Consider the following 24,189-nt stretch of genomic DNA (forward strand, 5'->3'; position numbering starts at 1 on the left):
ACCGCCGTCAACGGTATTTGAACCAGGGGAGACAGTTGTACTCATATTGATTACGTCAGGTTTGATCATTGCGCTCCGGTGATCAGTGGCTGGCGTACTGACCGTCATGGTCATATTGACCCCGGACAGCCACCCCTCTGTTCGGGGTTTCTTTTTGCCAGCTCAGTGCTGCTGGAACAGCGCCTTGACGTCTTCCAGATAGCTCGCCCGCTGGGAGGGGTCCAGCCATTGAGCATAAAAGTCCATCAGGCTGCTTTCACGCAGCTCGCGCATTTGCTGATTGATCTTTGCGATGGCCTGCTCGCCTTCGGGCGTATGGCTGCAACTGATGTAAATGAATTGATAGGCCGGATTGCCCTGAATCGGTAAAAAACTCAACTCATCCGGCGATATGCCTTGCTGCATGGCCTGGTAGCGCGCTTCCGGCCAGAAACTGATAAAGGCCTGCAAACGGCCCAGGCGTTCCATTTGCAAAAGGCTGCCGGTGGCATCGTTACCGTAGTGCGCTATCAGAGCGTTTTCGTTGACGCCTTGCAGCGTGTGGTCGATCAGCTCCCCATAACTGCGTTCGGCAACCACGCCCAATTTGATGGCATTGCTGGCCATCAGCGCCGCAAAGTCGATTTTGCCATCCGCCATATAGGGCTCGAACGTCGACATTTCTTCTTTGCGCACAATCAGGCCACTGCTGATTATGGCGACGATAGGGATCGAGAAAAGCAGGGTTTTGGCCCTTTCGGCGGTCCATAACATCGTGGGGTCGCAGTTCAGTGACGAGGCGTCGTTGAGCATTTGCAGGCTTCTGGCACGGTTGACCCGCATCAACACATGGTCGTATTCGGGCATTCGTGCGGTCAGCAGAGGCATGAGCTGATCAATGGCACCTTGCCCGCGCATCGTCCCGGAGAAAATCGTCGAAGGCGGTATGTCGCGCATCAGCCAGGTCAGCGTCTCCTTTGCCTGGCTGGCACACGACAGGGCCACCAGCGACAGGGCGAGCATCAATCGAGCCGTTGTGCAGTGCGAGGCAGGAGGGGGCATTCGCGGGTGTCATCCTCGAAAAGGGGTCAACAATCTGAAGTGGGGAGGCAGGTCTTTGAGTGGCGCTGCGCCAGTGGCGTCACATTCAAATGCCCCGTCAACCCCTTGCCGGGAGTCCGGTTGCTCGCTGCAGATGGCTGCATGGGCTAATTTGTATCAGGATTTTGTTTCAGACTATCGATTTTTCTGTTCCTGCACATCAGTGCAATCACGGCGTCTGCGTGAGCAAGTTCGTTCACAGGCCCGGCATCGGTTAGACTTGCCGTCTTCCCTCCAGACTCTAGAAGCCCGTTCATGGCCCAGCCGTCCACGACCTACAAATTCGAACTCAACCTTACCGACCTTGATCGTGGGGTTTATGAGAGCGTCAAGCAGACCATTGCCCGGCATCCTTCGGAAACCGAAGAGCGCATGACCGTGCGTTTGCTGGCCTACGCCTTCTGGTACAACGAACAACTGGCGTTCGGTCGCGGTCTGTCTGATGTAGACGAGCCCGCACTGTGGGAAAAAAGCCTGGATGATCGCGTCCTGCACTGGATCGAAGTCGGGCAGCCGGATGCCGATCGCCTGACCTGGTGTTCGCGTCGCACCGAGCGCACCAGCCTGCTTGCCTACGGAAGCTTGCGCGTCTGGGAAGGCAAGGTCATCCCGGCGATCAAGAACCTGAAAAACGTCAACATCGCGGCAGTGCCGCAGGATGTGCTGGAAGTGCTCGCCAAAGACATGCCGCGGGTCATCAAATGGGATGTGATGATCAGCGAAGGCACGGTGTTCGTGACTGACGACCGTGGTCAGCATGAAGTGCAATTGCAATGGCTGACAGGCGAGCGCGGCTGATAAAGGCCCGCGCTGACCGCCTGCCTGGCGACAAAACGTTAATCGACACCCTCAAGAGAATCAGCTGACCCGCATGCGCATTGAACCTCGTCCGTTGCCCGACACTTTGCCGTTTCTTGGCGACCTGCCGCCCTTGCTCACACGTCTGTACGCGGCCAGAGGTGTGGCATGCGAGGCCGAGCTGGACAAAAGCCTGGCGCGACTGATCCCCTATCAGCAGCTCAAAGGTATAGATGCAGCTGTAGACCTGCTGGTGACCGCCCTGCGTGAAGGTCAGCGCATGCTGATCGTCTGCGACTTCGATGCCGACGGCGCGACCGCCTGTACGGTCGGAGTGCTGGGCCTGCGTTTGCTGGGTGCGGCGCACGTTGATTATCTGGTGCCCAACCGCTTTGAATACGGCTACGGCCTGACCCCGGAAATCGTCGAAGTAGCTCTGCAGCGCGAGCCGCAGCTGCTGATCACCGTGGATAACGGCATTTCAAGTGTCGAGGGCGTGGCGGCGGCCAAGGCGGCAGGCTTGCAAGTGCTGGTCACCGACCACCACTTGCCCGGTCACGAGCTTCCGGCGGCAGACGCCATCGTCAACCCAAATCAGCCAGGGTGCACCTTTCCCAGTAAATCGCTGGCGGGCGTGGGGGTGATCTTTTACGTGTTGATGGCCCTGCGAGCACGCTTGCGTGACACCGGCTGGTTCGATCAGCGTGCCCAGCCCAATCTGGGCGAACTGCTCGATCTGGTGGCGCTGGGCAGCGTCGCTGACGTCGTGCCGCTGGACGCCAATAACCGCATTCTGGTGCACCAGGGGCTGATGCGTATCCGTGCGGGCCGCGCCCGCCCCGGGCTGCGCGCGATTCTGGAAGTCGCACGGCGTGAGCCTGCGCGCATCACTTCAACGGACCTGGGGTTCATTCTGGGCCCGCGCCTGAACGCGGCGGGGCGTCTGGATGACATGAGCCTGGGCATCGAATGCCTGCTCTGCGACGATCCGACACGGGCGCGGGAAATGGCCGTGCAACTGGACGAACTGAATCAGGACCGCAAGTCCATCGAGCAGGGCATGCAGCGCGAAGCACTTGCGCAGCTCAAGGACCTGCCGATGGAGTCCATGCCGTTCGGGCTGTGCCTGTTCGATGCGGAGTGGCATCAGGGCGTCATCGGTATTCTCGCCTCGCGGCTCAAGGAGCGTTACCACCGGCCCACCATCGCGTTTGCCAGTGCCGGGGAGGGCGTGCTCAAGGGCTCGGCACGCTCGGTGCCGGGTTTTCACATCCGTGACGCGCTGGACGCCGTGGCCGCGGGTCACCCTCACTTGATCAGCAAGTTTGGCGGGCACGCCATGGCGGCAGGCCTCTCGCTGCCCGAAGATAACTTTCCGGCGTTTGCCGAGGCGTTCGACCTGGAAGTGCGCCGCCAGCTGGATGAACAGGACCTTACCGGGCGCCTGCTGTCTGACGGCTCGCTGGCGGTCGAAGAGTTTCACCTGGAGCTGGCCCGCGCCCTGCGCAATGCAGGCCCTTGGGGTCAGCATTTCCCTGAGCCGCTGTTTCATGGTGTATTTCAGCTGGTCGAGCAACGCGTCGTGGGCGAACGACATTTGAAGATGGTGCTCAAGACCGAATGTGGCAGCGTGAGGCTGGACGGTATCGCGTTCAGCGTCGACCGCGACATCTGGCCCAACCCCAATATTCGCTGGGTCGAGCTGGCTTATAAACTCGACCTCAACGAGTTTCGCGGCAACGAAACCGTGCAATTGATGGTGGTGCACATCGCGCCACGCTGACAATCAGCAGGAACCCCTCTCGTTATCGGGTTGTCGACAACAGACTGGCTGTTAAAACCTGTTCAGAGTGTGAACAGAGCCTGGACACCTGAATTTTCATTACGAGAGGTTGCCATGAGCCTGCTGTTAGAACCCTACACGCTGCGTCAATTGACCCTGCGCAACCGCATTGCCGTTTCACCCATGTGCCAATATTCCAGTGTCGACGGCCTGGCCAATGACTGGCACCTGGTCCACCTGGGAAGTCGCGCGGTGGGCGGTGCCGGGCTGGTCATGAGCGAAGCGATGGCCGTGACGCCGGACGGTCGGATCACGCCCGAAGACCTCGGCCTGTGGAACGATGAACAGATCGAGCCGCTGCAACGCATTACGCGCTTCATCAATGCCCAAGGCGCGGTTGCAGGTATTCAACTGGCTCACGCCGGGCGCAAGGCCAGCACTTGGCGCCCGTGGCTGGGCAAACACGGTAGTGTGCCGCTCAATGAAGGTGGCTGGACGCCGGTCGGGCCATCGGCGATTGCCTTCGATCCGCAGCACACCGCACCTGTGCAACTCAGCGAAACGCAGATCAAGGAACTGATCGAGGCATTCGTCGAGTCCGCACGCCGTGCCCTGACCGCGGGCTTCAAAGTGGTGGAAATTCACGCTGCGCACGGCTACCTGCTGCACCAGTTCCTGTCGCCCTTGAGCAATCAGCGCACCGACCAGTACGGCGGCTCGTTCGAGAACCGGATTCGCCTGACCCTGCAAGTGACCGAAGCGGTGCACGCGGTGTGGCCTGAAGAGCTGCCCTTGTTCGTCCGTGTGTCTGCCACCGATTGGGTGGAAGACGGCTGGAACGCTGATGAAACCGTCGAGCTGGCGCGTCGCTTGAAAGCGCTGGGCACCGACCTGATCGATGTGTCGTCGGGCGGAACGTCGGCCAACGCGGAAATCCCGGTAGGCCCGGGCTATCAGACGCGGTTTGCCGAGCGCGTGCGCAAGGAGTCCGACATTGCCACAGGCACGGTGGGCATGATTACCGATCCTGCCCAGGCAGAGCATATTCTGCGTACGGGCCAGGCCGACATCATTCTGTTGGCACGAGAGCTGTTGCGTGACCCGTACTGGCCGCTGCGTGCCGATGAGGACCTGGGTGGACGCCTGGCGACGTGGCCTGCGCAGTACCAGCGCGCGACCCATCGCGATCAGCCGATTCATGAGTCTGATTTGCGCGACTGATCATCAAACTGACTGATGTCGTGACAACCGTAAACCGAGCGCCGCAAAGCGCTCGGTTTTTTGTCACTCGCTTTCCAGTAACTCGGTCACACGCCCGATCAGTTCGGCGATGGCAAACGGTTTGGGCAGCACGTGCATGCCCGGTTCCAGGGTGTCGTGGGCTAACGCGGCGTTTTCAGCGTAACCGGTCACGAACAGGACTTTCAGGTCGGGTCGTACCTCTCTGGCCGCATCGGCAACCTGACGACCATTCATGCCGCCCGGCAGGCCGACGTCGGTAATCAACAGATCGATGGCCGCCTTCGATTGCAGGACGACCAGGGCGTCGGCGCCCCGTTCGGCCTGCAACACGGCGTAACCCAGGTCCTCAAGCAGTTCGGCGATCAGCAGGCGTACCGCCGGTTCGTCATCGACGACCAGAATGGTCTCGTCACCCGCGCTTTGCGGCGCAATCGTCAACAGACCGTCATCCAGTGCGACCGATTCTGCATCGCCTTCGTGCATCGGCAGCAGGATGCATATGCGTGACCCTTCCCCGAGGGTCGAGCCGATGCGCACGCCACCGCCGGATTGTCGCGCAAATCCGTAAATCATCGACAACCCCAGGCCGGTGCCCATGCCCGTCGGCTTGGTCGTGAAAAACGGGTCGAAGGCGCGGTCGATAACCTCTTTCGCCATGCCGGTGCCAGTATCGGTGACAGACAACTCCACGTACCGGCCGGGGGGCAGCTCGTATTGAGTCGCCGCAGATGCATTCAGATGGCGATTGGCAGTCTGGATCAGCAATCGGCCGCCATCAGGCATCGCATCCCTGGCATTCAGGCACAGATTGAGCAGCGAGTTTTCCAGTTGATGCGGGTCAACCAGCGTCGACCACAGGCCGCGTGACGCAACCACCTGCATGTCGATGGCCGGGCCTACGGTGCGCCTGATCAGCTCATCCATGCCGGCAATCAGCACATCGACATCAGTAGCTTTGGGGGCCAGGGTCTGGCGGCGCGAGAAGGCCAGCAGTCGATGGGTCAAAGACGCCGCGCGCCTGGAGCCCTCCAGTGCTGCATTGATGTAGCGGTCCAGCCCGGTAAAGCGTTCCTGGCGAATCCTCGACAGCAGCAGCTCCATGTTGCCGGTCACGCCCATCAGCAGATTATTGAAGTCGTGTGCCAGGCCGCCGGTGAGCTGGCCGACGGCTTCCATTTTCTGCGACTGACGCAGCGCTTCTTCGGCAATGTGCAGGGCCTCGATGCGTTGCTTCTCGTGGGTCAGGTGTTTGCCCAGTGCGAAAATGATTCCATTGCCGGGTGCAGCAGTCCAGCCGAACCAGTTATACGTCCCGTCCACATGTTGATAGCGGTTCTCAAACAGCGGGAGCACCTGATTCACCGTGCGTTTCAGCGCGCTCCGGGTATTGCCGACGTCGTCCGGGTGCAGCAGGGTCATGATCGAGCTGCCCGCCAGTTCCTGTTCCGTGCGCCCGAGGATCGCCGTCCAGGCTGGATTGACCCGCAGAAACATGCCGTTGAAATCGAGTATTGCCAGTGGGTCGGGCGACATCTCCCAGAATGTGTTCAGCTCCAGCGTGCGTTGTTTCAGCCTTGCAGTCTGTTGCCGTTCCTGCCTGACCAGCTTGTCGATCAACTCCTGACGCTTGCGTTCGCTGTCGCGCAGCGCGTGGTGGTCGAGAACATGCTGAGTGGTCTCGTTGGTGATACAGAAAACCCCAGTGATAACACCGTTCTCGTCGATCACCGGCGAGAAGGAAAATGACCACCACGTCTGCTCGACTTCGCCAAAACGCGCCATGCTCAGGGGCATGTCCACGTAGCGACACGGCGTACCAGCCAGCGCATCGGCGGCCAGCGGTGCGACCTGATCCCAGACGTCAGCCCACAGCTCGGCAACCGGCGAGCCGATTGCCCCACGTTGGCGCGGGCCAAGAATGGGTGCGTAAGCGTCGTTATGGAAAAACACCAGCTCCGGTCCCCAAAGCAGGTACATCGATTCCGGCGAGTTGAGGAGCAGATTCAGGGTGCTTTTCAGCGCTGCTGGCCAGTGTTCGATTGGCCCGAGTGACGTCGGGCTCCAGTCCTTTGATCGAATAATCCCGGCCGCCTTGCTTGCACCTGCCGGAAAATCAATTGGGGATATCACGTGAGGCAAGCTCCTGACGGACTGCTTCTGGATGCAAAAGCATTCATATGACTGTGCTTACCTGGCCAAACCATCTATGCGGGTGAGTTCTGTTGGTAACTCTGCGAATACTTGTATTGACCCTGTTTCACTGGCGCCGGTTGCACACGTTTTATCGATATGACGGACAAGGAGATGAGCGGGCGTTACGTGGGTCTGTAACATTCGGAAGCATACTGTTAGGGGACGACAGGTCACTTCTCTTTAACCTGCGGGTCAATGACTTATCTGACTAACCTTGTAGGAGGCTCTCTGTGAATACGCGTGGTTTACTCGATCAGTTGCTCAAGTCTGGCCAAAGCATGCTGCAGGACAAGAGCAACGGCAAATCCGGCAAGCAATCGTCGGGCAGCGATTCATTGATCAATGGTCTGGGCAGCTTGCTCGGCGGCAATAAAGGCAAAGGGTCTTCTTCGGGCGGGCTGGGTGGCTTGTTGTCTGGCGCAGGAGGTGGTGCGCTGGCCGCAGGCGCCATGGGCCTGCTGCGCGGCAAACGCTCGCGTGGCATGGGCGGCAAAGTGCTGACGTATGGTGGCCTGGCAGCGTTGGGTGTACTGGCCTACAAAGCGTACAACAACTGGCAGGCCAGTCAGGGGCTGACCGGTCAGCGCGAACCGCAGACCATCGACCGCTTGCCCGAGGCTGAAGCCGAGCAGCATAGCCAGGCCATTCTGCGAGCGCTTGTTGCTGCAGCCAAAGCTGACGGTCACGTCGATGAGCGCGAGCGTGCGTTGATCGAGGGCGAGTTCAGCAAGCTCAATAACGACCAAGCGCTTCAGCACTGGCTTCAGGCCGAACTGAACAAACCGCTGGACCCTGCAGAAGTGGCCCGCGCTGCGACCACGCCTGAAATGGCAGCGGAAATGTACATCGCCAGCGTGATGCTGGTTGATGACGAGCATTTCATGGAGCGCGCCTATCTCGATGAGCTGGCGCGCCAATTGAAACTGGATCCGGGCCTCAAGGCCGAACTGGAGGGGCAGGTCAGAGACACCGAGTGATCTGCAGGTACCTGATCGGCTTGCGGACAGTTCTCGTGTTATCGAGACAATGCCAGGTCAAGGGTGTTCCAGCCCCTCGGCATTGGTCAGCTCACGGATGAGCGTGGCCTGTTGCTGCTTGAACCGGGCTTCGAACTCTTGAATTCGATTTTCGTATTCCGGGTTGTCGAGGCTGATATTACGTCGCTCGAATTCGTCGGTAAGTCGGGTCAGGTCGGTTCGATAGACGCGTTCAAGTGCCTCAAAACGGCCTGCATGAATTTCCCGCAAATAACTGACCCAGAAATCCTGTTGCGCCGCAAAACTCAGGAACGGCTCGCCCTGTTCGCCGGTCCGCACGCGAAGCAGGGCAGTGTCGAGTTCCCCCGGTCGAATACGCGCGTGGACCTCGAACAGCATGTGCTCCGGCGGCACGGGCAGGTTCAGTGCACTTGCCCAGTGCACGCGATACGCCAGGCGGACTTCGGCCTCGTCTCTGTCTCCAGCCTGTTCGCGAGCAGCCGCGTCCAGCTCGGATAACCTATAAAGCCGGACAGCCAACTGATAAAGCGTTGCACCGCGCTGCTCGGTAACGACGTTTTGCAAGGACTGGCGAGTGAAGATCAGCACCTCCATCTGATTGAACTCCAGAACGATGCCGTCCGAGCAGGTAGCGTTATCGTGAAACAGCCTGAGCGGCTCTTCGGCAATAGCGTTGAGGGTCATGCACAACTGTGGGTCCTGATTCGCGGTGGCGAGCACTGTCCAGACACGCTCTCGTAATGCTGATCGACTGGCCATGTTGCGGTAATCGGCGCTGAGACGCAGTGAATCGATCAGCTCCAGAAGATTGCGTGTGTGTTCACCGGCTTCCAGTTGCTCCCAGATCTGGAGGCGCTCTGCGCTCATGGGGTGCGATTCTTCCAGCCAAGGCTCGACAGTAACGGGCTCCGGGGTGGAAGAGCGGCTCTCGTCGGAAGGCATGTAATCCGATATTGACCCGTCGGAGTCACGGCTTTCTGTCCAGTCCATGCCGCTGAGTTCGGGCGGTAGGTCCATGTCGAAGGTGAAGGCACGTCCGTAACGCTCCGACATCTGCGCACTGCGCATGGTTGCTTCGGAAAGCGGGTTGTTCAGCAGGCTTATTTCCGTGTGCGAATGCTGGCTAGCGGGATTGGCGAGAATGTTTTCCGGCAAGTCAGTGATCAGATTGCCCTCCAGCAGAAGCGTTTTCAGGGGCGACGGAATCATTTCATCGATCCAGGTTGGCCATTCGCTCAGCCCGACATTGTTCAGCGACAGCCAGTTGAGGGCGGTGTAGTTGAGGCTGGAGAGGTCGGTAATGGCACCTATCCGATTGCCATCGAGTTCCAGCCGTTCAAGCGTCGGAATACGGCTGAAAAAATCGATGTGTTGTTGCTCGAGAAGCAGGCCCTGATCGTTGAGGCACAACGAACGCAGTGCGCGAAGTTCCAGCAGCGCTTCCGGCAGCCGGGTCAGCGGTATCACATGGCCGCTCATTTCCAGCGAATTCAGATCAGTCATGCGCCGCAGCAACTGGTCGAGGTCAGACGCTGTTCCGGTGACTCTGCTCAGGTGCAGGTAGCGCACCTGACGACAGAAGAAGTCCGGCAACTGTCGGGGAAAATCCGCCAGGGCAATATCGACCAGGCGCAGCGGCGTATGGATATGCCCCAGGCTGAACGTGCGCCAGTGATCAATCAGCAGCAAACCGATCTGGCGTCGCGCCGCTATTGTCTGCTCGCTCGGTATCGCCAGTGAGCTTGACGCATTTGTCCACTGATCAAGCGCCACTACCAACTCGGCGCCCTGCTGCAGTTGCATGTTCACCGCGGCCTGCACCGCGAGCGGGGTGTCCATGACAAACCTGAAGGCGCGGCCGGAAACTGCCTCGTTGATGCGCGCCTGTATTGCGGTGTGCCGGGACAGACTGTTACCGCGCAAGTCGATCAGCGTCTGATGTTCCAGGCTGGGCGGGTTGTCGAGAATCCAGCCAGGCAGTTCGGTCAGGTTATTGTGAGCCACCGAAAGCTCACGAATATTGCTCGGGATCATGTCAGTCAGCCATGAAGGCCAACGGTACATACCGACCCGCTCAAGCACCAGTCGATCGAGACGCAGCCAGCCAAGGTCCATAGGCAACAGGCTGACCAGACGATTGCCGCTGAGGTCCAGCGTTCTAAGAGCAGGCATATCGCGAAAGTGACTCATCTGCGGCTGATCGAGAAAGATGCCCTGATTGATCAGCCCCAGCTCGGTGAGCTGTGGCAGCACGCTGGATATTTGCTGGGGCAGGTTGATGAATGTCGAGGTTTCAGGGTCGAGCCCTGCGCTGGGCTCACTGACCAGGTTCAGTGATTGCGCCTGCGGGAAGCGTCGCAGGAAATGCCCCAGCTCGAACGTGTTGGTCAATTGCCGGGGCAGATTCGGCTCGGCAGGCGTTGTGCTCTCAACACCGGGACGTACTCGGGTTTCAATCGAGATGTTTTCCAGGTGCAACGCGGTGACGCGGTTATAGACAAAGTCCGGCAAGTGTCGGGGGAAATCTGTCAGGGACACGTACTGCAAACGCAGCGGCTCGAACGTACGCCCGATCTCGGGCAGATTGTTGAGGCGCCAGTGGCTCCAGATGGCCTCACTGATGCGCTCTCGACTGTCCACATGTGCCTGGCTCATCTGTAGAAATGTGGTGACTTCATCGGTCCAGACGATAAGGCTTGCACGCAGATCCAGCTGTTCGCCCAGCAGCGTGTTGAGTCGATCATCGATGGCCCTGTTGTCCCAGCCGGTGTGGCGCAGGCGGTTGAGAATGTCTTCCGGGAAGGCATCTTCCAGCTCCAGCGTGCGGATCTTGTCCAGCAGGCTTTCGTCGGTCGTGTACCAGTCGATCCTGCCGCGTCCGCTCAACGGGTAACCCAGGCGGCCGTCGGCCAGGCGCATGGGCGATCTGGAGCCAGGCTTGATAGCCTGCATTTTCAGCAAGGGTGCGAGTTTCTGACGGGATAAAGGATTTTCCTGAACCAGTCTCTTCAGGTCCTGCCCCTGACCTGCATGGGGAAAACCCAACTGGCTGCGCTGGGCATCCGGCAAGGCGTGGAGTACGGACGCATAGAGGTCGTCCAGGCCATGCAGGTGCTGATCGTCAGCGTCACGGACTTCATAACGGCTGCCATCGCTGATCAGCACTTTGCGAATCGGAGCGTCCTGCGGGCCGATGCTGTCGATCAATGCACCGCTGAAATAACGATTGCGGACTTCCAGTCGGACCTGTGCTGGCCATTGCGGCAGGGCCTCAAGGCTGTGAAGGGCAAGACACTCGCTATCGGCGCTGGAAACCGACGTCAGGTAAAGCCCTTCGTAGGCACGTGCCAAACGTGTCTTTTGCAGATAAACAGTGGCTTCCTCGGCCATTCGCAACGGTACGCGGTGATCTTTTACAAGCTGAACCCGTTCCGCAGGCAATGCGTGGCTGGCAAGCTCTTGCGCAACCATGGGAGGCAGCCCGCCAAAGGCTTTCTGGAGGGTTGGAGTGCCGTCCACATCGCCGATTTTCAGTGTGCGGTAACGGGATTCAAACAGCCAGGCTCTGCTCCTTCGGGCGCTGGCAACCAGGCGGGTCCGCAGCGTGGTCAACCTGGGCGACATGCCGAGCTGGCCTGCGCCGAACTCTTCATCGAGCAGGGTTCTGATCTCGTTATTGCTTAAGCCTTCAAGCGCCTGGCGCAGCGCGTCCGGCTGGTCGGCACGAATGCGCAGAACGTTATCGGGAGTAGCCTGGCGTGCCGGTGGAAATGTACCGAGGGTGTTGCCGTCGCCATCCACCAGCACCAGCGCACGATTGCCGGGCCAGGCGGGTTCCTGACTCAGCAAATCCAGCTGGAGGGAGGCGTCCGCGTGGATGTCACCGGCTTCCATCTGTTCGATGACGCGATCGATTTGCTGATCCAGCCTGAACCGGCGTGCAGTGTCTTCCAGCAGGGCAGGCGCGGGTTGTTGCTCATGGAGTGCGCGGCGCATGACTGATTCGGTTGTGTCACTGACGCGCAGGATGCGTCGCGCCGTGACATCGGAAAACGCGTCCCTGGAGTACCCAAGCCGCCGAAACAGGGTCAGGCCCTCCATCTCCAGTGGCCGATCAAGTTCATGCAACCAGGCTCCCGCGCCGTTATGCCGCAAGGCCGGCTGATAGCTGTTGGTCCGGGTAGGGTGCTCGATCAGATAATCGCCGTCGGTTGCCGCCGGTTTGACCGAATAGGTCTGCCCGTCGACAGGCAGCCACTGTTTGCCTTGCCAGTGGTAGAGGCCCAGTTCATCGGGCTGCAAACCCTTCGGCAGCACGATGTCATGGGCGAACGGTGACAGGTCCGGTTTCCAAAGCCGCGTCGCGCCGTCCGGCAGCTCCACCGCCTGCAGACTGCTGACGAACTCAGGCACCTGCACGGCTGGAATGCCCGAACCACTGGCCACGGCTGCGCCCAGGGCTGACATCAATGCGATGTTCTCTACTACATCGAACAGGTAGGCAAAGGCCTGCTGTCGTTCGCCATGCGCCCAGCTTTGTGCGCCGTCATACACTTCGTGGATCAGTTGCGCGGCTGTCACGGCCAGCATGACTTCGCCCAGCCCGGGGACGACGAAGGCTGCGATATTCAGCACATTGAATGCAGTGTCCTTGAAATACTGCACACGCTCATCGAAGGTCTTTTGGTCCTCTGACGCAGTGGGCACGCCGTGGAACAATGCGTCGTCGCGCAGGGCGGCAAGCTTGCGATCGTGCAGGTTGTCGAGCAACACGCCGCCGAGCGGGGTTTCTCTCAGGTCCAGCCGGGCGTTTCGGTCTGCTTCCTGTTCTAACCACTGGCCCTCGAAGAAACCGCCTTTCTTGACCTTGGGGTGCAGGCGTTCAAGCAATTTTCCATACAGCGTACTTCGGTGTCGCGCCGGAATGAAACGCTGGAAGAAGTTCAGGTACCCGTCAACGAACATCCGGTCGCGCAATGAACTCAGGAATGCTTCAGCCGAGTCATATTCTTTCAGCGGCGCAATGGGATCGTCGGGTATATAAACGACGATTTTTTCCACCTGAGTGGCCACCTCGCGATCTTTGCCAAACACCACAATGCCGGTCAGTTCGACATCCCATAAGCGCAGCACGCTGCACTTCACGGGCAGGTTATCGAGTTGAACGTTGCGCTTGCCCGCAACAATGTCCAGTACCGCGTCATGTAGCGGCTGGCTGATCAGCCCCTTCAACGTGGCTATTTGTAACTGAAGCCTGATGGATGACGACTCCAGTTGTATGAAGTTGTCTCGGATCCTGTCGGCCGTTTCTCCTAGTGTCGCAGGCGTACTGAATGCGGATTCGAGGTGCGTCTGATACTTGCCGCCCAGGTCCAGTTCACGGCACAGCGCTGCAAACCCGGTGGGGGAGATCGGTACCGACTTGCCGGTCATCTGCGTACCGATGATTTCATATGCGGAAAACACCGCGGCCTTGATGCCGGAGTCCGAGTCCATCGCGCCGTTTGCTGTTTCCCAGGCCTCGAAATTTTGCAACGCCGCCTTGAGCAGGCTCTGGGTGGCGGCCCTCAGGGCGATGCTGGCTTGGGCCAGCGGGTCTTTGGAGGCCGAAATGAACGACTGGTCGACCGTTGCCCGGCCCGCATGGAACAGCCAGGTCTTGTCAACATCCACGTCTACGCCGAAGCGCTCGTTGATGGCTGCCGTCAGCAAGGGCCTGGCAAAGTCTTCAAGCGTGGACAGACGATCGAGCGTCGGGCGGACCTTTTGTTCGTTCTCGCGGTGTTCGGCGTACAGGCGTTGCAATGCCGCGCCCTGTTCGGGGCTGGACTCGCGTGCGTTGGCCAGCCATTGCGGCGCGACAGCGGACGCCTTGCGCAAGGCCGCATGAGTGGCGGGTTCTGCCTCAAGCAGCCAGTCAGGCGAGTGGTCTTCTATAAGTTGCACGTGCGGGTTTGCTGGAGCAATGCCCGCCAGGGATGGATCTAGCATTGGACTGCCTTGTCATGAATGAATAGTCGACAAAGCTTACGTTTGTGATCCGGCCTGCAAGTGGTAACTATGTATGGGCGCTCAAGTAGTGTTGGCGCTGGCCGACAAAAAGGGCAGTGAGGCTCGGTTATCGGCAGGCGCATGATGTTCATCTGTGTATGGACCGCTTGCCTGCCAATGGCTGGGCTATACTCACGCCGCTTGGACCGTTCGTCGGTCCGCTTCTTGAACACGGCCCGACGCCGTCGTTGAACTCTTGAGGGCTGACTGTGAAGAACTGGACCTTGCGCCAACGGATTCTGGCGAGTTTTGCCGTCATCATCGCAATCATGCTGCTGATGGTGGTTGTGTCGTATTCACGACTGTTGTCCATCGAGTCCAGCGAGGAAGATGTCCGTCTCGATGCGTTGCCCGGTGTTTACTACAGCACGCTGGTGCGCAGCGCGTGGGGTGAAAGTTACATCCGCACGCTGGAGCTGATTGCCGAAGGGCAGGGGCGTCCGCTGACCAAGCAGGAAAAAGACCAGTTTCAGAGCTTTGACGAAAACCTGCAGGCACAGATGGATGGCTACAAGAAGTCTATCTTCACTGATGAAGACCGAGACGGCTTCGCAATTTTCGAGAAGCGCCGCGAGGCTTATTCGCGCATGCTTGCCGAGGTTCACTCCAAGTATGATCGAGGCGACTACGCTGGCGCACGCGCCGAGTTCTATAGCGATGTAAACCCGGTCTGGCTCGCCGGCCGCAAACAGCTCAATGAGCTCATCGTGGCCAATAAACAGCTGGCTGATCAGGCTACCGCCAACATTGTCAACGCCGTACTGGCTGCCAAGATCAGCATGATCCTGTCGCTGCTGGTCGCCGTGCTGGCGGCTGCGGCCTGCGGTCTGCTGCTGATGCGTTCGATCATGGCACCGATGCAACTGATCGTGCGGATCCTCGACATCATGCGTACCGGCGACCTGAGCACGCGCTTGAACCTGTCCCGCAAGGACGAGTTCAATGCGGTCGAGACCGGCTTCAACGACATGATGACCGACCTCACCACGCTGGTCGCCCAGGCGCAGCGTTCGTCGGTACAGGTCACCACGTCAGTTACCGAAATCGCCGCGACGTCCCGTCAACAACAGGCCACGGCCACCGAGACCGCCGCAACCACCACCGAGATCGGCGCAACTTCGCGGGAAATTGCCGCCACTTCGCGGGACCTGGTACGCACCATGACCGAAGTTACCTCGGCGGCCGATCAGGCCTCGGTGCTCGCCGGTTCCGGCCAGCAGGGCCTGGCGCGTATGGAAGACACCATGCATCAGGTGATGGGCGCGGCCAATCTGGTCAACGCCAAACTGGCGATCCTCAACGAGAAGGCCGGTAACATCAATCAGGTGGTCGTCACCATCGTCAAGGTGGCCGACCAGACCAATCTGCTGTCGTTGAACGCGGCCATCGAGGCCGAGAAAGCCGGTGAATACGGTCGCGGTTTTGCCGTGGTGGCCACCGAGGTGCGCCGTCTGGCCGACCAGACCGCTGTCGCCACCTACGACATCGAGCAGATGGTGCGTGAGATCCAGTCAGCGGTGTCCGCAGGCGTGATGGGCATGGACAAGTTCTCCGAAGAAGTGCGCCGCGGCATGTTCGAGGTCACTCAGGTCGGCGAACAGTTGTCGCAGATCATTCATCAGGTTCAGGCCCTGGCACCGCGCGTGCTGATGGTCAATGAAGGGATGCAGGCGCAGGCCACGGGCGCCGAGCAGATCAATCAGGCGCTGGTGCAACTGGCCGATGCCAGCAGCCAGACCGTCGACTCACTGCGTCAAGCCAGCTTCGCCATTGACGAGTTGAGTCAGGTAGCGGTCGGGCTGCGCGGTGGCGTGTCGCGTTTCAAGGTCTGACACACCCATGACGGAACAATCGCCGAGGCGCAACGGCACGCCACTGACTGCAAGCAAACTCTTCCTGCTGTTCTGTATCGGCGAAGACCGCTATGCACTGGACGCGACCGAGATCGCTGAAATCCTGCCGCGTGTGAAGCTCAAGGCGATTGCCCGGGCTCCGCACTGGGTGGCGGGGATCTTCGCCCATCGCGGCGAGATCGTGCCGGTCATTGACATCAGCGCGCTTAACTCCGGTCAGCCCGCGCGCTTGCGCACCAGCACACGTATGGTGCTGGTGCACTATCGGTATGATGATGCGCATCCGGCGCAGTTGCTCGGGCTGATCCTCGAACAGGCGACCGAAACCCTGCGCTGCCCGGTCGCGCAGTTCAAGGCATACGGGCTGGACAATCGACTGTCGCCTTATCTGGGGCCGGTTCGCGAGGACGAACAGGGCCTGCTGCAATGGATTCACGTTCAGGAGTTGTTGAGCGAGCCGGTTCGCGAGTTGCTGTACCCGGTGCCACCAATCGACCTCGACCTGCTTGAGGACGCGTCATGAAAGCCGATGACTCGCGCTTTTTCAGCTTCCTCAAGGACCGCATCGGCCTGGACGTGACCTCGGTCGGCGAGGCGATCATCGAGCGCGCCTTGCGCCAGCGCGCGAAGGCGGCCAACTGCGCTGACAGTGACGACTATTGGCACCTGCTGATCTCGTCGCCGCAAGAGCAGCAGGCGCTGATCGAAGCAGTGATCGTGCCCGAGACCTGGTTTTTTCGTTACCCTGAATCTTTCGTGACATTGGGCATGCTCGCCCGTGAGCGCATCGCAAGCCTTGCCGGCGTGCGCCCGCTGCGCATTCTCAGTCTGCCGTGCTCGACCGGCGAGGAGCCTTACTCCATCGCCATGGCGTTGTTCGATGCGGGGGTCGATGCCCGGCAGTTCAAGGTCGATGCGGTCGATATCAGCCCTGTTTCCATTGCCAAGGCCGTGCATGGCATTTACGGCAAAAACTCGTTTCGCGGCAGCGACCTCAGTTACCGCGAGCGTTTTTTCAGCGCCATCACCGACGGCTTTGAAGTTGCCGATGAAATTCGTGCCTGCGTGAATTTTCAGCCTGGCAACCTGCTTGATCCGAAGCTGGCCTCGCAGGTGCCGTATGACATCGTGTTCTGCCGCAACCTGGTCATCTATTTCGACCGGCCGACCCAGCAACGCGTGTTTCAGGTCCTCAAGCAACTGACCCGTGAAGACGGCCTGCTGTTCATCGGTCCGGCCGAGGGCAACCTGCTGGCGGGCATTGGCATGCGCTCGATTGGTATTGCGCAGTCATTCGCCTTCCGTCACGCACCCGCCGAAGCAGCCGCCCCGGCGCAGGTGCAGGCCGCAGCGCCGATTGCCCCGCGTCCAGTCGTTGAGGCACCCGCCAGATCGCCAGCACCCACGCCACGACCTGCCGCACGAACGTCAGCAGCTTTTGCGCCCCTCGCCAAACCGGCCGCCGCGGCTGGCAATAGCGAGGTCTCGGCGCTGCTCGACACCATTGCCGGCCTGGCCAACGAAGGCAAAAGCGCCGAAGCGCGAGCCGCCTGCGAGCGCTACCTGCAGCAGCATGAGCCGGTTGCGCAAGTGTTCTACTGGCTGGGCCTGCTCAGCGAAGTTGAAGGCGCTGTGGTTCAGGCCCAAGGGTTCTATCGCAAGGCGTTGTACCTGCAACCGCAGCACCGCGAATCGCTGGCCCAGCTGGCAGCGCTGCTGGCCGCTCAGGGTGACAGTGCAGGTGCCCGGCGCTTGCAGGACCGTGCCGCACGTGGCGCGAATAAACAAGGAAACCACTGATGACGGGCCTGTCCGGTTTTTCCAGCATTACCCATGATCAAGCCCTGGACATCGATGATTGCTGGAACCGCATCGGCATTCACGGTGACCGCTCATGCCCGTTGCTGGAAGAGCATATCCATTGCCGCAATTGTGCGGTTTATTCCGCGGCGGCCACACGTTTGCTGGACCGCTATTCACTGGCTCAGGAGCATCACGAGCAGTTTCAGGGTTCGGTGTTGCAGCGCGACATCAAGACCCGCTCGATTCTGGTGTTTCGCCTCGGTGAAGAGTGGCTGGGGCTGGTTTCCAGTTGCCTGTCAGAGGTCGCTCCGTACCAGACGATTCATTCGCTGCCGCATCAGCGATCACGTGCGATGCTGGGCGTGGCCAACGTGCGCGGGGCTCTGGTCGCGTGCATTTCGCTGGTCGAGCTGCTCGGGCTGGACAGCAACCCGGTGATTGCCCAGTCGACACGTGTGGTGCCGCGCATGTTGATTATCGCGGTCGGAGGCGGGCCGGTCGTGGTGCCCGTGGACGAGGTCGACGGCATTCATGCCATTGACGAGCGTGAGCTGGAAGCCGCTTCTGCGTCCGGCACGCATGCCAATGCCCGCTTTACCCGTGGCGTGCTGCAATGGAAAGACCGCAGCCTGCGTTGGCTGGATGAAGAACAGTTGTTGTCGGCGGTGCATCGGAGCCTTACATGACGCCAGATCAAATGCGTGACGCCTCACTGTTTGAACTGTTCACGCTGGAAGCCGATGCGCAGACCCAGGTACTCAGTGCCGGGTTGCTGGCGCTCGAACGCAACCCGACCCAGGCCGATCAGCTGGAAGCCTGCATGCGTGCGGCGCACTCGCTCAAGGGGGCCGCGCGGATTGTCGGCGTGGATTTCGGTGTCAGCGTCGCGCACGTGATGGAAGATTGCCTGGTCAGCGCTCAGGAGGGCCGGCTGTTGCTGCAGGCCGAGCACATCGACGCGTTGCTGGCCGGGACTGACCTGTTGATGCGTGTTGCCACGCCAGGTGGCACCAGCGTCGGTCAGGCCGATATCGACAGTTATGTCGAAAGGCTCAACACCCTGCTGGCCTCGGGGGCCGGTGCCGCACGTACGGTTACTAAGGCGCTGACTGATCCGTTGCTCGACCCCTTGCTGGCGAGCGCGATGCAACAACTGGAGCTTTCTTCCGCAGCGGCCGCGGCATTGACCGGCCAGGCCACTGATTCGCTGGCTGCCGGTTCGCCTCCCGGCCCCGTGCCGGCCCCGGCCGAGCCAGCCGCTGAACCCGAACCGCCCTTTACGCCATTGCGTGAGCGTCGGGTAGCCGAGGGCGGCGAGCGGGTGTTGCGCGTTACCGCCGAGCGCCTCAACGGGCTGTTGGACATGTCGAGCAAGTCGCTGGTCGAGACCCAGCGACTCAAGCCCTTGCTGGCTGGCATGCAGCGCCTCAAACGTCTGCAGAGCAGCAGCGACCGGGCGCTTGAAGTGCTCGGCGCCAGCTTTGGCGAGTACGGCCCAGGCGCCGATGTGCAAAAAGCGCTGGAAGATGCGCGCAGTCTGTTATCTCAGGCGCAGCACATGCTGGCCCAGCAGACCGCCGAGCTCGACGAATTCGGCTGGCAGTCGGCCCAGCGTGCGCAGCTGTTGTACGACACCGCGCTGGCTTGCCGCATGCGGCCGTTCGCCGATGTGTTGAACGGTCAGGCGCGCATGGTCCGCGATCTGGGGCGTGAGCTTGGCAAACAGGTCCGCTTGCAGATCGAAGGCGAGAAGACTCAGGTTGATCGCGATGTCCTGGAAAAGCTCGAAGCGCCCTTGACCCACCTGTTGCGCAACGCTGTTGATCACGGCATCGAATTGCCCGAAAAGCGCGCTGCCGCCGGCAAGGAGCCTGAAGGGCTGATCCGTCTGCAGGCCTCGCATCAGGCAGGTCTGCTGGTGGTGGAGTTGAGCGATGACGGTGGCGGCGTGGACCTGGCGCGTTTGCGCCAGAGTATCGTGGACCGCAAGCTTTCACCGGCCGAAACCGCCGAACAGATGAGCGAAGAAGAACTGCTGAGCTTTCTGTTCCTGCCGGGTTTCAGCATGCGCGACAAGGTCACGCAGATTTCCGGGCGCGGTGTCGGCCTTGATGCCGTGCAACACATGGTTCGCCAGATGCACGGCAGCGTCCAGTTGCAGCAATGGGCAGGCGAGGGCAGTCGTTTCAGGATCGAAATGCCACTGACCCTTTCGGTGGTGCGCAGCCTGGTGGTTGAAGTCGGCGGCGAAGCCTATGCCTTCCCGCTGGCCCACATCGAGCGCATGCGTGACTTGCAGCCTGATGACATTCTGCAACTGGAAGGGCGTCAGCACTTTTGGGACGAAGAGCGCCATGTGGGGCTGGTCTCGGCCAGTCAGCTGTTGAACCGCCCTCCCGCGCAAAATGCCGGCGAGACGACCCTCAAGGTTGTGGTCATTCGTGAGCGTGATGCCGTTTACGGCGTGGCCGTCGAGCGTTTTATCGGCGAGCGAACGCTGGTGGTGATGCCGCTGGATGCACGCCTGGGCAAGGTTCAGGACGTCTCGGCAGGCGCTTTGCTCGATGACGGTTCGGTGGTGTTGATCGTTGACGTCGAAGACATGCTGCGCTCGGTGGAAAAGCTTCTGAACACCGGCAGGCTGGAGCGTATCGACCGGCGCAATCGTCAGGTCGATCAGGCCACGCGTAAACGGGTGCTGGTGGTCGATGACTCTTTGACAGTGCGCGAGCTTGAACGCAAGCTGCTGGTGGGGCGTGGTTATGACGTGTCGGTTGCCGTTGACGGCATGGATGGCTGGAATGCGTTGCGCGCCGAAGACTTCGACCTGCTTATCACCGACATCGACATGCCGCGCATGGACGGTATCGAACTGGTGACGCTGCTGCGGCGTGACACCCGCCTGCAATCGCTGCCGGTGATGGTCGTGTCCTACAAGGACCGTGAAGAAGACCGCCGCCGCGGCCTGGACGCCGGTGCTGATTATTATCTGGCCAAGGCCAGTTTCCATGATGATGCCTTGCTCGACGCTGTTGTCGAACTGATAGGAGACGCGCAAGGATGAAGATTGCCATTGTCAACGACATGCCTATGGCCATCGAGGCGTTACGTCGTGCGCTGGCTTTCGAGCCTGCACACCAGGTCATCTGGGTGGCGGCCAATGGTGCCGACGCTGTGCAGCGCAGCATCGAGCAGACGCCGGATCTGATCCTGATGGACTTGATCATGCCCGTGATGGACGGTGTAGAGGCGACACGGCGCATCATGGCCGAGACGCCATGCGCTATTGTCATTGTGACCGTCGACCGCGAGCAGAACATGCGCCGCGTGTTCGAAGCCATGGGGCACGGCGCGCTGGATGTGGTAGACACGCCGGCCATCGGCGGCCCCAACCCCAGAGAAGCCGCAGCGCCGTTGCTGCGCAAGATACTTAATATCGATTGGCTCATGGGCCAGCGTGTCGGCCGTGAGCGCGTGGTGACCACGTCCAGGTCAGAGGTCTCAAGACGCGACAGGCTGGTCGCCATTGGTTCATCGGCGGGTGGCCCGGCGGCGCTGGAGATCCTGCTCAAGGGGCTTCCGGAAAATTTCCCGGCAGCCATTGTGCTGGTGCAGCATGTGGATCAGGTGTTTGCTGCAGGCATGGCCGAGTGGCTGTGCTCAGCGTCGGGCATGCCGGTACGCTTGGCAAAAGAGGGCGAAACGCCGCAAGTCGGTGTTGTACTGCTGGCCGGGACCAACCATCATATTCGCTTGTTGAAGGACGGCACGCTGGCGTACACCGCAGAGCCGGTCAACGAAGTTTACAGGCCCTCAATCGATGTGTTTTTCGAGAGCGTGACTCGTTATTGGACTGGTGAGGCTGTGGGCGTTTTATTGACTGGCATGGGGCGCGATGGCGCGCAGGGGCTCAAGGCCATGCGTGAGCGGGGCTTTCTGACCATCGCTCAGGATCAGGCCAGTTCTGCGGTGTATGGCATGCCCAAGGCTGCCGCCGCCATTGATGCGGCCGTCGAAATCCGCCCGCTGCACACGATTGCGCCGCGCTTGATGGAGGTATTTACTCAATGATTGCTCAGGTGAAACCACCGGCTGTCGGCGAACAGGAGACGATTCATGGATGACCTGCAGGCGGACGACATCAAAACCTCGGATGAAAACAGCGCAATGGTGCTGCTGGTCGATGATCAGGCCATGATTGGCGAAGCGGTACGGCGTGGTCTGGCCGGCCATGAATCGATCGACTTCCATTTTTGCGCCGACCCGCACCAGGCGATTGCCCAGGCTGTGCAGATCAAGCCGACGGTGATTCTGCAGGATCTGGTCATGCCCGGCCTTGACGGCCTGACGCTGGTTCGCGAATACCGCAGCAACCCGCTGACCCGTGACATTCCGATCATCGTGCTCTCCACCAAGGAAGACCCGCTGATCAAAAGCGCAGCGTTCGCGGCCGGGGCCAACGACTATCTGGTCAAACTGCCGGACAACATCGAGCTGGTGGCGCGCATTCGCTATCACTCGCGCTCCTACATGACCCTGTTGCAGCGTGATGAAGCCTATCGCGCCCTGCGCGTCAGCCAGCAACAGTTGCTCGACACCAATCTGGTGCTGCAGCGCCTGATGAACTCCGATGGCCTGACCGGGCTGTCGAACCGTCGCCACTTCGACGAATACCTGGAGCTGGAGTGGCGTCGAGCGACCCGCGATCAGGCGCAGTTGTCGCTGCTGATGATCGATGTGGACTACTTCAAGGCCTACAACGACAACTTTGGGCATCTGGAGGGCGACGAAGCCCTGCGTCAGGTGGCCAAGGCAATCCGCAACAGTTGCAGTCGCCCGTCGGACTTGCCGGCGCGCTACGGCGGCGAGGAATTCGCCATGGTCCTGCCCAACACGTCGCCGGGTGGTGCGCGTCTGCTTGCTGAAAAACTGCGCCAGAGCGTGGCCGGCATGAACATCCCGCACATCGCCCCGGTGCCGGGTTCCAGCCTGACCGTGAGTATCGGCGTCGCCACCGTGACGCCGCAGGTGGGCCAGCACAGCAGGCAACTGATCCTCGACGCCGACAAAGGGCTGTATCTGGCCAAGAACAATGGGCGCAATCAGGTGGCTGCCGGCTGATATCACCCGCGGCAGATAAAATAGGCAGCCCGCGCGGGCTGCTTTCGCGGCGCGCCTTGGGGTATACTCGTCGGCTTTGAAAATTTCGCCTGCGAGTGCTGCCTACCATGGAAATCAACCCGATCCTAAACAGCATCAAGGATTTGTCCGAGCGCTCCGAAACCATTCGGGGGTATCTTTGACTACGATCACAAACATGATCGTCTGACCGAAGTAAACCGCGAGCTCGAAGATCCCAATGTCTGGAACAACCCGGCCTACGCTCAGGAGCTGGGGCGCGAGCGCTCGTTGCTGGCGCAGATCGTCGAAACCCTGGACGAAATGTCCTCCGGGCTGGTCGACGCCAAAGACCTGCTGCTGATGTCCGCCGAAGAAGAAGACCAGGCTGCCGTCGACGACGTGGCTGCCGAAGTCGAGCGCCTGCGTGCCTCGCTGGAAAAGCTCGAATTCCGCCGCATGTTCAGTGGCGAGATGGACCCCAACAACGCCTATCTGGACATCCAGGCCGGTTCCGGCGGCACCGAAGCCCAGGACTGGGCCAACATCCTGCTGCGCATGTACCTGCGCTGGGCCGACAAGCGCGGCTTCGACGCCACCATCATGGAGCTGTCCGCCGGTGAAGTCGCCGGTATCAAGGGCGCTACCGTGCACATCAAGGGTGAATATGCCTTTGGCTGGTTGCGCACCGAAATCGGCGTGCACCGTCTGGTGCGCAAGAGCCCGTTCGACTCTGGCAACCGCCGTCACACCTCGTTCTCGGCCGTGTTCGTGTCGCCGGAAATCGATGACAACATCGAAATCGACATCAACCCGTCGGATCTGCGCATCGACACCTACCGCTCCTCGGGTGCCGGTGGTCAGCACGTAAACACCACCGACTCGGCGGTACGTATTACCCACGTTCCGACCAACACTGTGGTCAGCTGCCAGAACGAACGTTCCCAGCATGCGAACAAGGACACCGCCATGAAAATGCTGCGGGCCCGTTTGTATGAGCAGGAAGTGCAGAAGCGCAACGCAGCGTCCCAGGCGCTCGAAGACACCAAGTCGGATATCGGCTGGGGTCATCAGATTCGCTCTTATGTCCTGGACGCCTCGCGTATCAAGGACCTGCGAACCAACATCGAACGCAGCGACTGCGACAAGGTGCTTGATGGCGATATCGACGAATACCTGATCGCGAGCCTCAAGCAAGGGCTGTAAACCGTCAGCCGACACCTCAAGCCCCTCGCTGCAAGGCGAGGGCGAACCTGTGATGGAATATCTA

General features: G+C 60.4%; 15 protein-coding genes. 12 read left to right on the top strand and 3 right to left on the bottom strand.

Going from position 1 to position 24,189, the window contains the following annotated elements:
- Positions 1-162 precede the first annotated feature (162 nt).
- The gene (locus PSPTO_RS07800) at positions 163-1,002 is read right to left on the bottom strand and encodes a TIGR02285 family protein (RefSeq protein WP_005765892.1); all 840 of its coding nucleotides are present in this window, start codon (positions 1,000-1,002) and stop codon (positions 163-165) included.
- Between the two features lie 333 nt (positions 1,003-1,335).
- Between PSPTO_RS07800 and PSPTO_RS07805 the strand changes: the two genes are divergently transcribed.
- The 3 genes from PSPTO_RS07805 to PSPTO_RS07815 all read left to right on the top strand — a co-directional run bounded on the left by PSPTO_RS07805 (position 1,336) and on the right by PSPTO_RS07815 (position 4,882).
- Positions 1,336-1,878: a YaeQ family protein gene (locus tag PSPTO_RS07805; RefSeq protein ID WP_003377703.1), complete on the top strand. Its 543-nt coding sequence runs from the start codon at positions 1,336-1,338 to the stop codon at positions 1,876-1,878.
- Positions 1,879-1,951: 73 nt separating this feature from the next.
- Positions 1,952-3,661 carry a single-stranded-DNA-specific exonuclease RecJ gene (recJ, locus tag PSPTO_RS07810; protein ID WP_011103574.1) on the top strand — a complete coding sequence of 570 codons (1,710 nt, stop codon included), beginning with the start codon at positions 1,952-1,954 and terminating at the stop codon, positions 3,659-3,661.
- Positions 3,662-3,775: 114 nt separating this feature from the next.
- Positions 3,776-4,882 carry an NADH:flavin oxidoreductase/NADH oxidase gene (locus PSPTO_RS07815; RefSeq protein ID WP_011103575.1) on the top strand — a complete coding sequence of 369 codons (1,107 nt, stop codon included), beginning with the start codon at positions 3,776-3,778 and terminating at the stop codon, positions 4,880-4,882.
- 63 nt (positions 4,883-4,945) lie between these two features.
- Here the strand turns inward: PSPTO_RS07815 and PSPTO_RS07820 are convergent, their stop codons facing one another.
- Entirely contained in the window at positions 4,946-7,033 is a 2,088-nt protein-coding gene (locus PSPTO_RS07820) for a response regulator (RefSeq protein ID WP_011103576.1), read from the bottom strand.
- 293 nt (positions 7,034-7,326) lie between these two features.
- On the opposite strand from PSPTO_RS07820, the gene PSPTO_RS07825 reads away from it, so the two are divergent.
- Entirely contained in the window at positions 7,327-8,073 is a 747-nt protein-coding gene (locus PSPTO_RS07825; RefSeq protein WP_005765900.1) for a tellurite resistance TerB family protein, read from the top strand.
- A 57-nt stretch (positions 8,074-8,130) separates the two neighbouring features.
- Here the strand turns inward: PSPTO_RS07825 and PSPTO_RS07830 are convergent, their stop codons facing one another.
- Positions 8,131-14,085 carry an NEL-type E3 ubiquitin ligase domain-containing protein gene (locus PSPTO_RS07830; RefSeq protein ID WP_011103577.1) on the bottom strand — a complete coding sequence of 1,985 codons (5,955 nt, stop codon included), beginning with the start codon at positions 14,083-14,085 and terminating at the stop codon, positions 8,131-8,133.
- Between the two features lie 269 nt (positions 14,086-14,354).
- On the opposite strand from PSPTO_RS07830, the gene PSPTO_RS07835 reads away from it, so the two are divergent.
- The 8 genes from PSPTO_RS07835 (at position 14,355) to prfB (ending at position 24,125) form a co-directional block, all read left to right on the top strand.
- Positions 14,355-15,977, top strand: coding sequence for a methyl-accepting chemotaxis protein (locus PSPTO_RS07835; protein WP_005765904.1), 1,623 nt, complete (start codon positions 14,355-14,357; stop codon positions 15,975-15,977).
- Between the two features lie 7 nt (positions 15,978-15,984).
- A complete protein-coding gene (locus PSPTO_RS07840; protein ID WP_003377717.1) occupies positions 15,985-16,521 on the top strand; it encodes a chemotaxis protein CheW in 537 nt (178 codons plus the stop codon).
- A complete protein-coding gene (locus PSPTO_RS07845) occupies positions 16,518-17,798 on the top strand; it encodes a CheR family methyltransferase (RefSeq protein ID WP_011103578.1) in 1,281 nt (426 codons plus the stop codon). The genes PSPTO_RS07840 and PSPTO_RS07845 overlap by 4 nt, the downstream gene beginning before the upstream one ends.
- Positions 17,798-18,487 (top strand): chemotaxis protein CheW, encoded by a 690-nt coding sequence (locus PSPTO_RS07850; protein WP_005765908.1) that lies wholly within the window; start codon positions 17,798-17,800, stop codon positions 18,485-18,487. The genes PSPTO_RS07845 and PSPTO_RS07850 overlap by 1 nt, the downstream gene beginning before the upstream one ends.
- Complete coding sequence (locus tag PSPTO_RS07855) at positions 18,484-20,865, top strand: hybrid sensor histidine kinase/response regulator (RefSeq protein WP_011103579.1); 2,382 nt, start codon at positions 18,484-18,486, stop codon at positions 20,863-20,865. Before PSPTO_RS07850 ends, PSPTO_RS07855 begins: the two co-directional genes overlap by 4 nt.
- The gene (locus PSPTO_RS07860; protein WP_005765912.1) at positions 20,862-21,872 is read left to right on the top strand and encodes a chemotaxis response regulator protein-glutamate methylesterase; all 1,011 of its coding nucleotides are present in this window, start codon (positions 20,862-20,864) and stop codon (positions 21,870-21,872) included. Before PSPTO_RS07855 ends, PSPTO_RS07860 begins: the two co-directional genes overlap by 4 nt.
- Positions 21,873-21,917: 45 nt before the next feature.
- Positions 21,918-22,922, top strand: coding sequence for a response regulator (locus PSPTO_RS07865; RefSeq protein ID WP_005765914.1), 1,005 nt, complete (start codon positions 21,918-21,920; stop codon positions 22,920-22,922).
- Between the two features lie 107 nt (positions 22,923-23,029).
- A protein-coding gene (prfB, locus tag PSPTO_RS07870) for a peptide chain release factor 2 (RefSeq protein ID WP_096059895.1) occupies positions 23,030-24,125 on the top strand; the annotation gives its coding sequence in 2 pieces (ribosomal slippage) (positions 23,030-23,101 and positions 23,103-24,125; 1,095 coding nt in all).
- The last annotated feature ends 64 nt before the right edge of the window (positions 24,126-24,189 follow it).

Origin of the sequence: Pseudomonas syringae pv. tomato str. DC3000 (assembly GCF_000007805.1) — a bacterium.
In the GTDB taxonomy this organism is placed as follows: domain Bacteria; phylum Pseudomonadota; class Gammaproteobacteria; order Pseudomonadales; family Pseudomonadaceae; genus Aquipseudomonas; species Aquipseudomonas avellanae.